The 14,949-nt window shown below is 35.6% G+C and carries 13 protein-coding genes; 3 read left to right on the plus strand and 10 right to left on the minus strand.

Features of this window, described 5'->3' with window-relative positions; genetic code table 11:
• Positions 1–59: 59 nt before the first annotated feature.
• The 3 genes from D8M03_RS12285 to D8M03_RS12295 form a co-directional block, all read right to left on the minus strand.
• A complete protein-coding gene (locus D8M03_RS12285; protein ID WP_121215077.1) occupies positions 60–1,256 on the minus strand; it encodes an aminotransferase-like domain-containing protein in 1,197 nt (398 codons plus the stop codon).
• Between the two features lie 204 nt (positions 1,257–1,460).
• Positions 1,461–2,081 carry a YdhK family protein gene (locus tag D8M03_RS12290; protein ID WP_121215079.1) on the minus strand — a complete coding sequence of 207 codons (621 nt, stop codon included), beginning with the start codon at positions 2,079–2,081 and terminating at the stop codon, positions 1,461–1,463.
• A gap of 123 nt (positions 2,082–2,204) precedes the next feature.
• A complete protein-coding gene (locus D8M03_RS12295) occupies positions 2,205–2,732 on the minus strand; it encodes a hypothetical protein (protein WP_147404821.1) in 528 nt (175 codons plus the stop codon).
• A 193-nt stretch (positions 2,733–2,925) separates the two neighbouring features.
• On the opposite strand from D8M03_RS12295, the gene D8M03_RS12300 reads away from it, so the two are divergent.
• On the plus strand, positions 2,926–3,741 hold the full coding sequence (locus D8M03_RS12300; RefSeq protein WP_121215081.1) for a ZIP family metal transporter: 816 nt from the start codon (positions 2,926–2,928) through the stop codon (positions 3,739–3,741).
• A 181-nt stretch (positions 3,742–3,922) separates the two neighbouring features.
• Here the strand turns inward: D8M03_RS12300 and D8M03_RS12305 are convergent, their stop codons facing one another.
• The 3 genes from D8M03_RS12305 to D8M03_RS12315 form a co-directional block, all read right to left on the minus strand.
• Positions 3,923–4,192, minus strand: a complete 270-nt coding sequence (locus D8M03_RS12305; protein ID WP_121215082.1) for a DUF1292 domain-containing protein — start codon at positions 4,190–4,192, stop codon at positions 3,923–3,925.
• A 77-nt stretch (positions 4,193–4,269) separates the two neighbouring features.
• On the minus strand, positions 4,270–5,724 hold the full coding sequence (locus D8M03_RS12310) for a protein adenylyltransferase SelO (protein WP_121215083.1): 1,455 nt from the start codon (positions 5,722–5,724) through the stop codon (positions 4,270–4,272).
• 57 nt (positions 5,725–5,781) lie between these two features.
• Positions 5,782–6,300, minus strand: a complete 519-nt coding sequence (locus D8M03_RS12315; RefSeq protein ID WP_121215085.1) for a hypothetical protein — start codon at positions 6,298–6,300, stop codon at positions 5,782–5,784.
• A 135-nt stretch (positions 6,301–6,435) separates the two neighbouring features.
• Here D8M03_RS12315 and D8M03_RS12320 point away from each other — a divergent pair, with 135 nt between their 5' ends.
• Positions 6,436–7,809: an MATE family efflux transporter gene (locus D8M03_RS12320; RefSeq protein WP_121215086.1), complete on the plus strand. Its 1,374-nt coding sequence runs from the start codon at positions 6,436–6,438 to the stop codon at positions 7,807–7,809.
• A 104-nt stretch (positions 7,810–7,913) separates the two neighbouring features.
• On the opposite strand, the gene D8M03_RS12325 is transcribed toward D8M03_RS12320, so the two are convergent.
• The 4 genes from D8M03_RS12325 to D8M03_RS12340 all read right to left on the minus strand — a co-directional run bounded on the left by D8M03_RS12325 (position 7,914) and on the right by D8M03_RS12340 (position 13,283).
• On the minus strand, positions 7,914–8,468 hold the full coding sequence (locus tag D8M03_RS12325; RefSeq protein ID WP_121215088.1) for an NADPH-dependent FMN reductase: 555 nt from the start codon (positions 8,466–8,468) through the stop codon (positions 7,914–7,916).
• 92 nt (positions 8,469–8,560) lie between these two features.
• Positions 8,561–10,399, minus strand: a complete 1,839-nt coding sequence (locus D8M03_RS12330) for a cation:proton antiporter (RefSeq protein ID WP_121215089.1) — start codon at positions 10,397–10,399, stop codon at positions 8,561–8,563.
• 90 nt (positions 10,400–10,489) lie between these two features.
• Complete coding sequence (locus D8M03_RS12335) at positions 10,490–12,325, minus strand: cation:proton antiporter (protein WP_245987581.1); 1,836 nt, start codon at positions 12,323–12,325, stop codon at positions 10,490–10,492.
• Between the two features lie 148 nt (positions 12,326–12,473).
• Positions 12,474–13,283 carry an NAD-dependent epimerase/dehydratase family protein gene (locus tag D8M03_RS12340; protein WP_121215090.1) on the minus strand — a complete coding sequence of 270 codons (810 nt, stop codon included), beginning with the start codon at positions 13,281–13,283 and terminating at the stop codon, positions 12,474–12,476.
• Positions 13,284–13,442: 159 nt separating this feature from the next.
• Between D8M03_RS12340 and D8M03_RS12345 the strand changes: the two genes are divergently transcribed.
• Positions 13,443–14,492, plus strand: a complete 1,050-nt coding sequence (locus tag D8M03_RS12345; protein ID WP_121215092.1) for a PseG/SpsG family protein — start codon at positions 13,443–13,445, stop codon at positions 14,490–14,492.
• The last annotated feature ends 457 nt before the right edge of the window (positions 14,493–14,949 follow it).

Consider the following 14,949-nt stretch of genomic DNA (forward strand, 5'->3'; position numbering starts at 1 on the left):
CGTATTTTTTCCATAAAAAATAGGCATCGCCTTCAATAGACGATGCCTGCAAATTAAATTTATACTGTTTGTTTTTCAGAAGAAATGGCATATAAGATTTTCCCAAGTCGTTTAATGCCTTCTTCGATAATTTCTGGTGATGAATTTGTATAGTTTAAACGTAAAGTGTTTACATTTGATTTTCCAGTGTAGAATGGATCACCAGGCACAAAAGCAACTTTTTCTTCCATTGCTTTGTTAAAGAAATCTAATGCCGATGTTCCTTCTTCTAATGTTACCCAAATGAACATACCGCCCTCAGGTTTTGTATATTTGATTGATGACGGGAAGTATTTTGCCATTGCATTTAGCATTGTATTCGCTTGTTCTTGGTATAATTTAATAATTTTCGCAACATGTGCATCTAAATCATTATTTACTAAATAATCATGGACAACAATTTGCGAAAAGATATTTGTGTGTAAATCTGTTGCTTGTTTTGCTGTGTTAATATGATGCATTAATTCTTTATTTTTTGTGATAACAAATCCAAGTCGCATACCAGGTGTAACAATTTTAGAAAATGAACCAAGGACCACAGAGTTTTCTAAGCGACCTGCACCGATATATGGTAACTTTTCTCCGCTCCAACGTAACTCACCGTATGGATCGTCTTCAATTAGCACCACATCAAAGTCCTTTACAACATTGTAAATTGCTTCTCTTTTTTCCTTTGAATATGTAATACCTGTTGGGTTATGGAAGTTAGGAACCACATAAATAAATTTAATGTTTGGGTTTGATTCTAATGTGTGTCTTAATTGCTCAACATTTAATCCGTCATCTTCTAATTGAACTGTGTAGAAGGTTGGTTCTGATAAAGTGAAGGCTTGAATGGCACCTAAATAACCTGGTTCCTCCATTACAACACCATCTCCTTTATTAAGGAGTACCTTTGAAATTAATTCCAGTGCTTGCTGTGAACCCGTTGTAATTAAAATATCTTCTGGAGCGATATCTAGCCCGAAGCTTTTGTTATATTTTGTTGCGATATATTGACGTAAAGGTAAGTACCCTTCAGTAGTAGAATATTGGAATAATTTTGCACCATTTTCTTCAATTGCGTGATTAATCGATTTTTGCATTTCATCAATCGGGAAAGAAATTGGATTTGGTAAACCTCCTGCAAACGAAATGACGTCAGGTGCATCTGTCACCTTTAGTATATTTCGAATGAATGATGATGGAGTGTTTAAAATTTTGTCAGAGTATTTCATGATTTTTCCCTCTTTTATAAAATAGTCGCTGAATCGATCAACATCGAAATTCAGTGTTACTCGATTTTATCAGACTATTTCAACAATTTCAAAGGGTATTTTTTTAGCACCAATATGGTCTCACGTTAGATTATAGAAAAATTTCGCAAATACTAGCTAATAAAAAAATCCAACTAGCTTAAAAAACTAGTTGGATAAATTAAATTATTTAACATCTTCTAATTCAGGTACTAATTCGCTTTCTTTTAACCATAAGTGATTTTCAACTGTTTCTCCAAGGGAATTTGTATAATCGACAACATATACTGTAGTTTCTTCTACGGTATCAATTGTTCCTTGTGCACCTTTCATCCCTGGCATATGATCAGCATCAATAATTACTTCTGAACCTACATCTAACTCTTCCTCATCAATTCCAGTAATTTCTCCTTCAACAAACCATTTATGATTTTCCTCAAACTCATCACCGTTTGTTGGAGTATACGATACAGAATAAACAATTGTGTCGTAAGCGGCTTTAATCGTTGCTTCTGCTCCTTCCATTCCAGACGTATGGCTAGCATGAACAAATGCTTTACTTCCAACTGGATATTTAGGATCCTCACTTTCCTTTAATTTTTGTGGTACAACTAAACCTGTTTTATTAAAATTATCCGTATTCTCACTTTCATGTTCTTCCTCACCAACTTGTTTATCCGTATCTGCCATGTTATTTGTTACTTCTGCACCGTTTTCATCATCTTTAGTCGTATCATTTGTTGAACATGCTGATAGGAATAGTGCAGAAACAAAGGAAATAGAAAGTAGCCATATTTTAAAATTCATTGTTATCCTCCTTGAACATATTTCTTTATTTAAGCATTTGCTATTGATGTCTTTCTATGCATGCGTTTCGATTTTTGGCCATAATAAATGAAAAGAGATGCTATTTTATTTTAAATAGCACCTCTAGTCTCCATCGGTTATCTGTGCATCTTTTATACGAATAAATGGCTTAGTTATGATTTTCGATAAAATTGTATAGACAATTAAAAGAACAATTAAACTCGTAACTCCTGCGATGGCAAAATGTAAATTCATACCCTTAACCATTTGTAGTAAATCTTTAGTACTTTGAAACATTACAACATATCCATCAGTATTTTCATCAATATCATATGGATGTGCACTTGCAATATAAGGAGAGTCTTTCCATTCGTTAATAATAATCTTGTCCATATCAATTTTTTGGTTATTTACTATGGAAAGTTTATCTTCTAGCAATTTGATATGTTCCGAATGATCAATAATATTTCCATCTTTATCTGTAATGATGACATTTCGATTTTCATTTTTCTCCATCATGACAATATGATGAATCGTTAGTTGCGAGTAATTTTCTACTAGAACATCACGATAATTTTTTCCATTTACCATTAGCCGATCGAATTCTTCCTGCAACCTTGTATGAAGTATATTTTGATATAAATAAAACATCAGAATTATCTCTATAAAGAAAACTACGATATAAAAACATATGGTTATCTTTGTGGAGATTCGGTTCACTAACTCACCGCCTTCGAAGTTAGTATAAACAATATTGTTAAAGTAATGAATTTCATTACACTTTGACATATTCTTACTAAAGCTTTATATTCTGTATAAAATAAAATTTTAAAGGGTGGATTCAATGCTTGATTTTGTATTAGAGCTTAAGCCCATTTATCAAGTTATTATTGCCACACTTTTCACTTGGGGAATGACTGCACTTGGAGCTGCTTTAGTCTTTACTACTAAAACATTTAATCAAAAGTATTTAGATGCGATGTTAGGTTTTGCTGGAGGGGTAATGATAGCAGCGAGCTTCTGGTCTCTGTTATCTCCTGCTCTGGAAATGGCTGAAGGCGGAAAAATTCCGTCATGGGCTCAAGTAGCTGTAGGATTTTTAATGGGTGGAGCTTTTCTTTTTGCGGTGGATAAATTACTTCCTCATCTTCATCCGAATGCACCTATGAATTCAGCAGAAGGCATACGACCTAAAGAGAGAAAACGAAGTACATTACTCGTATTAGCCATAACATTACATAACATTCCAGAAGGTTTAGCCATTGGGGTTTCCTTTGGTGCTTTTGCTATTGGCTCTCCATCTGCATCTCTTGCTGGTGCATTAGCGTTAGCAATTGGTATAGGCATTCAAAATATTCCGGAAGGTGCAGCTGTCTCAATGCCACTACTCAGGGACGGATATTCTCGGAAAAAAAGCTTTATCTTTGGACAGTTTTCAGGAATGGTTGAACCGATTTCAGCAATAATTGGATTTTTAGCTGTTGCATTTATTGAGCCGCTTCTACCCTTTGCATTAGCTTTTGCGGCAGGAGCCATGATTTTCGTTGTAGCGGAAGAAGTTATCCCAAGTTCTCAGGAAGAGGGCAATAAAGATTTAGCCGTAATGAGTTTGATGGTCGGTTTTACGATTATGATGATTTTAGATGTGGCACTTGGCTAAAAAAGCGTCTCCTTATAGTGGATGGGAGGCGCTTTTTTGCAGTTTGTTTGATATATGAGCGGATTTTCAAAGTTTAAGGGCGGTTTTAGCCTGTTTATGGGCGATATTTTAAGATTTATGGGCGTTTTCCTATATTAAATAAAAAGCCCTATCCATTTCAGACAGGGCTTTACATTCTACCTTATTCCTCTTCTTCCATAATCTCATCAAAGGCATTTGAAACTTTTTCAAATTCTTCGTCACTATCAATTGCGCTGAAATCACCATCATCATCAAGTTTTAGGAAGAATACATCTATATCTTCTTCTGTTTCTTCTTGTAAATCTTCAACAAAGCCCACGGCAACATAATCTGTTCCCTCTATATTAATTCCGGCAAGGACCTCTACTTCTAACTCCTCATCGTTTTCATCTGTAATTGTAAAAATTTCGCCTACTTGTATTTTTTCCATTAGTTCTTCTCCTTTAATCTATTTTTGAACGACAACATCTTGTATAGCCATTTAATTAAAAGTTCATACAAAAGTATTTATGTTCCACAAAAAGTTCGATATGGTAAGTTCGATGGTGCTGGCAATGAACAATATTCCTTAGTCAGTTCCGAAGTATAGTCGTATGGATTCGCAAGTACTTTCAACAGCTTTTCCATTACACTATAATCCCCATTAACAGCAGCTTCTAACGCTTCTTCAACACGGTGATTACGTGGAATGACTACTGGATTCCAACTTTCCATTAATTGTCTAACTTCATCTTTTGTTTGTTCTTGTCTAGAAAGTCTTGCTTGCCACTTTTCAAGCCAATTTTTAAACTCTTCCTTGTTTGATAAAGGTGTATCTGTCATATCCCCTATTGTTAACCCACGGAAAGTATTGGTATAGTCCGCGCGATGTTTATGCATAAGGTCTAATAATTCATTGATTAATTCTTTATCCTGTTCTTCTTCATTAAATAATCCTAGTTTTGATCGCATACCTTCTTGATAGCTTTCTTCATATAACGGCATATATTTAGATATTTCATTTTGTGCAAGTTCTATTCCTTGTTCCGGATCTTCATGAATTAATGGGATGAGTGATTCGGCAAATCGTGCTAAGTTCCAACCACCAATAACAGGTTGATTTTCATAAGCATAACGTCCATGACGATCAATGGAACTAAATACAGTTTTCGGATCATACGTATCCATAAATGCACAAGGTCCATAATCAATCGTTTCTCCACTAATGGTCATGTTATCCGTGTTCATCACACCATGGATAAATCCAACGAGCTGCCATTTTGCGATTAAATCTGCTTGGCGTTTAATGACTTCCTCTAATAACCGCAAATAACGAGTTTCACTGTTTGGAATAAACTCGTAATGACGAATAATCGCATAATGAGCCAATACTTCTAAATTTTCAAATGACCCCATGTTTGCGGCATATTGGAACGTCCCTACACGAAGATGACTTGAGGCTACTCGTGTTAAAACTGCCCCTGGAAGCTCAGTTTCTCGGATAATGCTCTCACCCGTAGTTACTACAGCTAAACTTCGAGTTGTTGGGATCCCTAATGCATGCATCGCTTCACTTATAATGTATTCGCGCAACATTGGTCCAAGTGCAGCACGGCCATCCCCTCCACGAGAAAAAGGGGTACGACCTGAGCCTTTTAGTTGGATATCAAAGCGCTCTTCTTTTGGTGTAATTTGTTCGCCAAGAAGTACCGCTCGACCATCTCCTAACATTGTAAAATGCCCAAATTGATGTCCTGCATAGGCTTGTGCAATTGGTTTTGAGCCTTCCGGAGCAGTATTTCCAGCTAAGATTGCGATTGCTTTATCACTTTGTAATTCTTCAACATCCAACCCAAGATCTTTTGCAAGGGATTTATTTAGCTTTACTAGCTTTGGTGCACGAACAGGATTTAATTCTATTTCAGCATAAAAGTCATTCGGCAACCGAGCATAACTATTATCAAAGTTCCAACCTATTCCCATTTATTAATCCCCTTCTCTTCTAAACGTTTCTATTTATTTTCTGCCCCACCTTTTGAATTATACTTGAGTTTTATTCGACAATCCTGTAATTACAAAGCAACTAATCCACGCAACAAAAGTAACCATCATTGCTAGTGATAACCCCAATGCTCGCATAAAAGTGTCTTCTCCAGGATAAAAAGGCTCAATATTAACATAAAAATACAGAATAATTAATGTTAACAGAAGATAAAAGCTACTTCCAATTGCAGCTATTTTTAATCGATTTTCTCTACAAGCTTTATTTACAACCATCCAAAACAATATACTCACAACTACTGCAAAAATCATTACAATAAAATGAATATATGGAAAGGTAAATAACGTTAGTATATACAGTACCAAACCCGTAAAACCAAACAAGATTGTATTTATTAAAAATAAAAACAATCCAGCTAGCCATACATTTTGAAACCACTTAGCATTTTGTAATGAACGTACAAACCTACTATTCTCACTAACTAAATAAAAAAGTGATGTTCTAAAAAATAAAATCAATGCAATAAAAATTAATCCTATAAGAAAAAATAATGTCATACAAATCTCCCTTCATTGTCATAACGAAAATTTAATTTGGAAGTTTCATCCTGATTTTTCAATTATTCTATAAGACAAATATCTATTACTATGATAATATAATTTCTTATTGTAAATAGAAGGAAGAGGAACATCATGAGTGATAAAATTCAACACCCTAAGGAGAAGCTAAGTTTATTCCATTTAACTTGGCCGATATTCCTAGAGGTTTTTTTATTTATGTTAATGGGACTAGCCGATACTTTTATGTTGAGTGCCGTATCCGATAATGCCGTATCTGGTGTAGGTACAGCTAATCAATATATCCATATTGCTATTCTCATATTAGAAGTGGTGGGAAATGGGGCTGCCATTGTTGTTTCCCAATATCTAGGCTCCCGCCGTTATTTAGAAGCAGCTAAAATATCGGCTTTAGCAATAACATTAAATCTCTGTGTCGGACTTTTTATGTCGGTCATTTTTATTTTGTCATCCAATCAGTTAATGGTCATGATGAATCTACAAGGCGATGTATTGCACTATGCACAAAGTTATTTAATTATTGTTGGCGGTGGAATCTTCCTACAAGCCATTATCAACTCTTTAGCAGCAATTATTCGCGTTCACGGTTGGACGAAACAAACCATGTATGTTTCCCTCGGAATGAATGTACTTCACGTTGTTGGGAACTATATTTTAATCTTCGGTAATTTTGGTGCGCCAGAACTTGGTGTACAAGGTGCTGCTATATCATCTATTGTGAGCCGTTTAATAGCGATGTTTGTTTTCTTCTGGCTTTTATATCAGGCTTTAGAGGTAAATGTAGAGATAAAATATTATTTTACTCTATCAAAGGAATATGTTCGTAAAATTCTTTATATCGGCTTGCCAAGTGCTTTAGAGCAAATATTATATCAAGTATGTCAGATTGTTTTCTTATATTATGTAACATATCTTGGAGCCGAATCCCTTGCTGCTCGACAATATGCAAATAATATTTCTATGTTTACTTATTTGTTTGCTATAGCAATTGGGATGGGGACAGCAATTATTGTAGGACGTTTTGTTGGCGCAGGAGAGAAAGATGCAGCATATAAACAGTTATGGTTTAGTGTGAAAGCAGCTCTTATTTTTACTGTAACCATCGCATTAGTTGTTACAATTTTCAGGGAATCCTTAATGAAACTGTTTACCGATAATCCTGAAGTCATCAAAATAGGAGCTTCTGTTCTATTATTAAGTTTGCTACTTGAAACAGGAAGAACCTTTAATATTACAATTATTAATACATTACGTGCTGCAGGTGATGCCCGTTTCCCAGTGAAAATTGGCTTTCTATCAATGGTTTGTATGAGTCTACCATTAGGCTACTTACTCGTATTTGTACTTGATCTCGGTTTGGTTGGTGTTTGGCTAGCCATTGCTGCCGATGAATGGACTCGTGCAATCATCGTACTATTTAGATGGAAAAGTCGAAAATGGGAACGATTTGCTCTAGTGACACCTAAAGAAGAAGAACTTGTAAAATGAGTGGGTTATATTTAACCTGCTCATTTTTTGGGATCACCCTTAGGAAGAGTTTGCTCTTGTAATCCTAGCAAAAAAGACTTCCCCACTCGAGAAGTCTTTTTACATTAATGATTATCCACCGGTTCTTTCGGTAATAATTGACTAAGTTTGCAATATTGTACGAATACACGTGCAAGTTCGCGGAGACGATTTTTAATTTCATCATCAACGATATTATTGTCTGCATCAAAATGAGATGCATGGGTATATACGTAATTTGGTGTTACTAAACATCTAAAATAATCTAATATCGGACGTAATTGATTTTCTACAACTAAATGATGTTGATATGTTCCACCATTTGCAACCATAGATACTGGTTTATATCGCATTGCTTTTGGGCTAATCATGTCAAATGCATTTTTTAAAACGCCTGGAATGGATGCTTGATAGATTGGTGTTGCAATAATATATCCATCTGCTTTTTCAAATTTATCAATCATCATTTGCATATCTTCATTTAGTGGGCTACCATCTAAAATTTGGTGTTTTAAATCTGAAAAATATAATATTTCAAGCTCTAATTCGCTATTATATTCTTTAATATATTGTTGAACTTGTCGCAAAAGCGCTCCGGTTTTTGCACCGAATACCGTACCGTCTACGAGTAATATTTTCATTATGTCTATCCTCCACCTTTTCTATTTCCATCCGTTATTGTAACAGATGCGACAAATGTCGAATAGGGAACGAGTTTTGAAAAAATAAAATTTCAGTCTTTAGTCGGAATTTCAACATTACTCGCTTTTTCAAGGGCTTTCTCCATTTTATGTGAAGGAGAAGTTAAACTAATTATTGTTGTACCAGGTTCAAAAGTGTAATTTTTTGAATGAATAATAAAGATTAAATCGTTATCTTCATTCACTGCAAATAATGGTATCATCTTATGTGCATCATCTTGTAAAAAATCGGTATAAGTATATTGTTCCGTTAAAGGGGTTTTTCTAATCATGTACCCCTCTTCAACAAAACGATTTAATGTATGAATATCATATTCCGGGTGAAATAATTTCTTTCCACCAATTGACTTACTAAAATCGCTTGGATCATCCGTATGAATGGCGGTTTGAAAAATTTGTTCCCTCCCTAATTCAGGAACAAAGTGATGACATATCAATGCATTATATGCATCCTCATCCGTAGCAGCGATTAAAATTTCATAGGGAGTTAATTCAATACGATATTTTGTATATTCACTTAAAATATCCCCTACTTCTGTTTTTAATCCTAACTGCCTAGCACGATATAATGCACCATATGAACGATCTAATATGAGTACAGGCTTATTGAAAGACTGTATTGCCTCTCCTAAAATTGCCGAAAATGCACTCCCTCCAACAATTAAGACACCTGTTTCATCTGTTGCGCATAATCCAAACTTTTTAGCAATCCAACCAATCGAAAATCCATGGGCAATAACTGTTGCAAAAATAAGTGCTAACGTTAAAGCAGTAATAATTTCCGCATCAGCAAACCCTGCTTTACTTAATCTACTTGTAAAAAAACCGGATACTGTTAAAGCAACAATTCCCCGAGGTGAAATCCATCCAATAAACAGTTTTTCTTTCTTTGGTAAATCCACACCAATCGTAGCAAGCCATACTGAAACAGGTCTTACAATAAATAACATCACTAAAACGAACGCAAGCATCTTCCAATTAAAGACATCCATCACTGTACTTATGGTTAATGATGAAGTTAACATGATAAACACGCTAGAAATCAATACAACAGAGATATTTTCTTTAAAATGAATTAAATCCTTTAAAGAAGTTAAATGCATATTAGCCATGACAATCCCCATTGCCGTAACAGCTAGCAATCCTGTCTCATGCATAATCTCTTCAGATAACACAAATACCAGTAATACACTTACTAAAACAACAGGTGATTTTAAATATTCAGGGATGTATCCATGTTCAATTAACTTCACTAGCAAAAATCCTACTACGATTCCTATAACGACTGATAAAACAGATGCTCCAAAAAATACAAAGAGAGCTGTACTTGAAATTAAATCATTTAACCAAAACACGACTTCTAATGCAAAGAGGGCCAATAATGCACCAAATGGCTCCACAACCAAACCTTCCCACTTTAAAATGGTAGCTGGCCGTTCTTTTAACTTCGCATGTCGTAGCAAAGGGATAATGACGGTTGGCCCAGTAACAATAAATAGACCACCAACGATAAAAGCAACATCTAAAGAAATTCCGGCAATAAAATGAGCTGTTAAAGAGCCAGCAATCCACGCGATAAAAGATCCTATCGTCGAAATTCGAAAAATAGCCTTTCTGGAATCTTTCATTTCACGAATATCTAAACTTAAACTACCTTCAAATAGAACAATTGCCACTGCTAGAGAGATTAATGGATGAAAAACCTCTCCAAAGCTTTCTTGTGGATGAAGAATATTAAAAAAAGGACCAACTAGTAAACCTACAAGAGACATAATGACAATCGCAGGAAGTCGAAAACGCCACGCAATCCATTGTGAAAGAATACCTAACATTGCAACTGCAGTAATCTGGATAAGTGTCGATTCTAACATCATTACATCTCCTTACAACTCCAAACTTTTATGTCACAAATAATTAAAGCCCTTACGCATTTTAGTATTTGCGAAGGGCTGTCTTTCATTCTATTCCTTTGATATATTTTCGGTATTATTTGCTTTTTCCAATGCTTTTTCAATCTTCCGAGTTGGAGAAGTTAAGCTGACAATCGTTGTTCCTTGCTCAAAATTACGTTTAGCACCTATGACAGAAAAAATTAAATTATTATCCTTTCCTACAGCAAATAAAGGTATTGTTTTATGAATATCATCTTGTAGAAAATCTTCAAATGTATATTGTTCAGTTAATGTTGTTTTTCGAATCATAAAGCCTTCTTCAACGTGTCTATTTAATGTATGAATATCATATTTCTGTTCAAGAAACATCTTTCCACCTAATGATTTACTATAATCACTTGGATCTCCCATGTGAATGGGTGTTTGAAATATATGTTCTCTCCCTAATTCTGGAACAAAGCGTTGGCAAATCAAGGCGTTGTAAGCATCTTCCTCTGTTGCTGCAATTAAGAATTCATAGGGTGTTAAGTCGACATGGTATTCAGTATGTTCGCTTAAAATATCTCCTACTTCTGTTTTTATACCCCTTTGTCTTGTAGGGTTTAAAGCTCCCCATGAACGATCGATTACTATTACTGGTTTATTAAAGGATTGGAGTGCTTCCGCAAGAACCGCGCTAAATTCCGTTCCTCCAACAATCATTACCCCTGCTTCTTCCGTTGCTTGCAATCCAAGTTTTCGGGCAAGCCAGCTAATAGAAAACCCATGTGCTAAAACTGTGGCAAAAACAAGGGCAAGTGTTAACGCTGTAATAATATCTCCATCCTCAAAGCCAGAATCGGTTAAAACACCTGCAAAATAACCAGACACAGTTAGAGCAACAATTCCTCGTGGCGCAATCCAGCCAATTAATGTTCTCTCCTGAATGGATAATCCAACACCAATCGTAGAAACCCAAATGGATAACGGTCGAACGATAAACATCATGGCAAGGACAAATATAAACATGCGCCAATTCAGAATTTCAAGAAGTGTTTCAATTGAAAGAGAAGCCGTTAACATAATGAAAACACTTGAAATTAACAAAACAGATATATTTTCTTTAAAGTGAATTAAGTCGCGAATAGAGGTTAGGTGCATATTGGCCATGACAATTCCCATTGCAGTCACTGCAAGTAGTCCAGTTTCATGCATAATCATGTCCGATAAAACAAACACCAAAAGAACACTACTTAAAACTGCAGGAGATTTTAGATATTCTGGTATATAACCAAGTTCTAATAATCTACCTAATAAGTATCCGGCAATTGCCCCTATTAATGCTGCGAGTAAAGATGCACCGAAGAATAATATAAGTGAAGTACCAGAGATAAATTCATTAATCCAAAAAACAATTTGCAATGCAAAAAGTGCTAGTAATGCTCCAAAAGGGTCTACAACAATACCTTCCCATTTTAATATAGCTGCTGGTCGCTCTTTCAATTTGGATTGTCTTAATAACGGGAGAATAACAGTTGGCCCTGTAACGATAAATAATCCACCAATTACAAAAGCAACATCTAGTGAAAGTCCTGCAAGATAGTGAGCAGCAAAGGAGCCAGTAATCCATGCAATAAATGCACCTATTGTAGAAATACGAAAGATTGAACGGCGGAAACCTCTAATTTCTCGTATATCCAAACTCAAACTTCCTTCAAATAAAATGATTGCGACAGCAAGAGAAATTAATGGATTAAAAACTCCACCAAAACTTTCATGAGGGTTAAAAATGTTTAGAAAGGGACCAACAATTAAACCTACTAAAGACATAATGACAATGGCGGGAAGTCGGAAACGCCAAGCAATCCATTGCGATAAAATACCTAGCACTACAACTGCTGCAATAACAAAAAGGGTTAATTCCATTATCATTACATCTCCTTTCGACAAGAACTTAAGGTTAGCCTTGTATTGGTGATACAGCTAACTATAACGATTTGGTCGACTATTGAAACTAAATTCTTCATTTTACTAAATATAGTATTTGCGGAGGGAATTCTTTCATTCAAATTTTTCATTTTAAATCGTTGTCTACTTTAATATCCCTTAGTTTGGACTTATCAAACACAACTTCTTCATCTAAAGGTAACGGTTCTTCTTCCTTAAATTTATCCCAATTGAATAATTGCTCCCTCGAAATCGGTTCTTCATCCTCTTGTACTTTTGTAGGCATTTCTAATTTTGCCAGTTCCGATGATTCATATATCGATACCGGTATTTTTTTGCCATGCAATGCAATTACGATCATTGCTTGAGCTACTTGTTTAGCTTCAATTGAACGGAAATTTTTCAGTGGACCAATGAGAAGTGGATTTAATACTTTTAAAGAATATTCGCCCATTTTTTCTCCAAAACGGAATTCATTACGATCCCCGACTAAAAGTGAAGGTCTTACAATAGAAAGCTGGGATAAATCCAACTTTATTAATTCTTGCTCTAACTTCCCTTTCACTCGGCTATAGTAAATAGAAGATTTCTCATTTGCACTCATAGCGGAAATTACAATGAAATGCATAACTCCCTTTTTTTTCGCAAGTGATGCAATCTGTAAAGGATATTCAAAATCTACTTTCTCAAATTCATGACGTGAACCAGCTTTTTTCATTGTTGTCCCTAGACAGCAGTATAAATCATGGGCAAAATCAAAATCCTGTTCACCAAGTTCATCAAAAGAACGTATTTTAATTGTTAATTTTGGATGTTCATATTCAAGTTTTCTACGGGTAATTGCTGTGATAGAGATATATTCATCACTTTCACAAAGGAGTTTTACAAGTTCCGTGCCCACAAGACCTGTAGCCCCTACTACAATCGCAGAACGCATTCTCACACTATATCCCCTACCTTTCATTTTTTCACATGCCAATGCATACACTTAAAAATCTATATTTCTATTAAACAAAATTCTATATTGATAATTTTCACACATACTTTCTTCTTTTTCACCATAATTTAATTAATAGTTGGGAAAGGATGGGATTACATGCAAAATGAATTAGTGACTACCACTTCAAAAAAGAAAATTGCTTTTGTTGTTGAGTTCAATGTAGTAAAAGGATATTATCCACTGGAAAGAACTGCAATTTTAGCAAAACTATTAAAAGATGAAGAGGAAGTTTATATTTTTTTAAAGCAATGTGGACAAGAAGCAATAGAAATTTTTACAGATCTACAACTTTCTCCGATTCTCTTTGACCAATTGGATGAATTAAAAACTCAATTACGTAATCTTGGACCAGATTTAATCGTTCAAGATGGTAAAGATACAATTGTTGAACAGGTTGAACAAATTCGACCATTCTGTAAGACCCTCGTTCATTTTGACGACTTTGGCGAGGGTGGTGAATTAGCTGATGGCAATATTCACGCTCTATTTGAAGAAGTTCGAGAAAATACAGCTCGAAATATACTAGGAGGAACCTATGCATTTGCAGTAAAAGACACATTAAAATCTATAGCAGATTCTAGAGTATCAAACGAACTATCCGACCCACCACATATTGTCGTTGCTTATGAAGATGGAGATGAAAACAACTTAACTTATCGCACCCTTAGACATCTAACACAACTACAAATACCTTTAAAAATAACAATTGCCATTGATTCTCAATATAAACATTCAATAGAAGATTTACAAATGATGGTACTTAGTCGTCGAAACACGAAACTTTTAAAAGATGAACAAGCCCTTGAAAAATTACTTCCAGAGGCAGATATCGTAATATGTAATGCCAATTATACGCCATACAAAGTGGCCTCTGTCGGAATACCTTGTATTACAGCCGCCCAAAACGAACGCGAGCTAAACAACGCGTTCCCTAGAGAACATCATGGCTTTATCCATCTAGGTTTAGGGAGAAAAATGAAACAATCAAACATTCAAAATGCCGTAATGGAACTATTACTTCATGAAGCCCGCCGAGAACGAGCAGTACGAAAACAGTTCCAACTAGAAATACACGAAAACAATGAAGTATTAAAATCCCTACTATTAGACTTCGCCTACGAAAGACACAACATCGTATCTTTATAGAAAAGCGAAGGCGGCTCGCTCAGGCTCGACACGCACTGGAGATTCCGACAAGAAGGCGCTTTTTGCCTTCGTCGGAGGAATCGAAGTGACGCGAGAGCCTAGCCGCCGAAGCTGGACAATAGAAATGCGGAGAACGCTCGCCCAGCTCTTGACGGCACTGGAGACTTCTGACTAGCGTGTTTACACGCGCAGGAGGAAGTCGAAGTGTCCGAAAGAGCTAGCGTTCGCAGCTAGACAATTAGAAATGCGGAGAACGCTCGTTTAGCTCCGACAACAACTGGAGGAATCGACAAAAGGGTGCTTTTTGCCCTTGAAGGCGATTCTGAAGTTGTCGAGGAGCTAGCGTTCGCAGCTAGACAATTAGAAATGCGGAGAACGCTCGTTTAGCTCCGACAACAACTGGAGGAATCGACAAAAGGGTGCTTTTTGCCCTTGAAGGCGATTCTGAAGTTGTCGA

Origin of the sequence: Ureibacillus endophyticus (genome assembly GCF_003628435.1) — a bacterium.
Taxonomy (GTDB): domain Bacteria; phylum Bacillota; class Bacilli; order Bacillales_A; family Planococcaceae; genus Ureibacillus; species Ureibacillus endophyticus.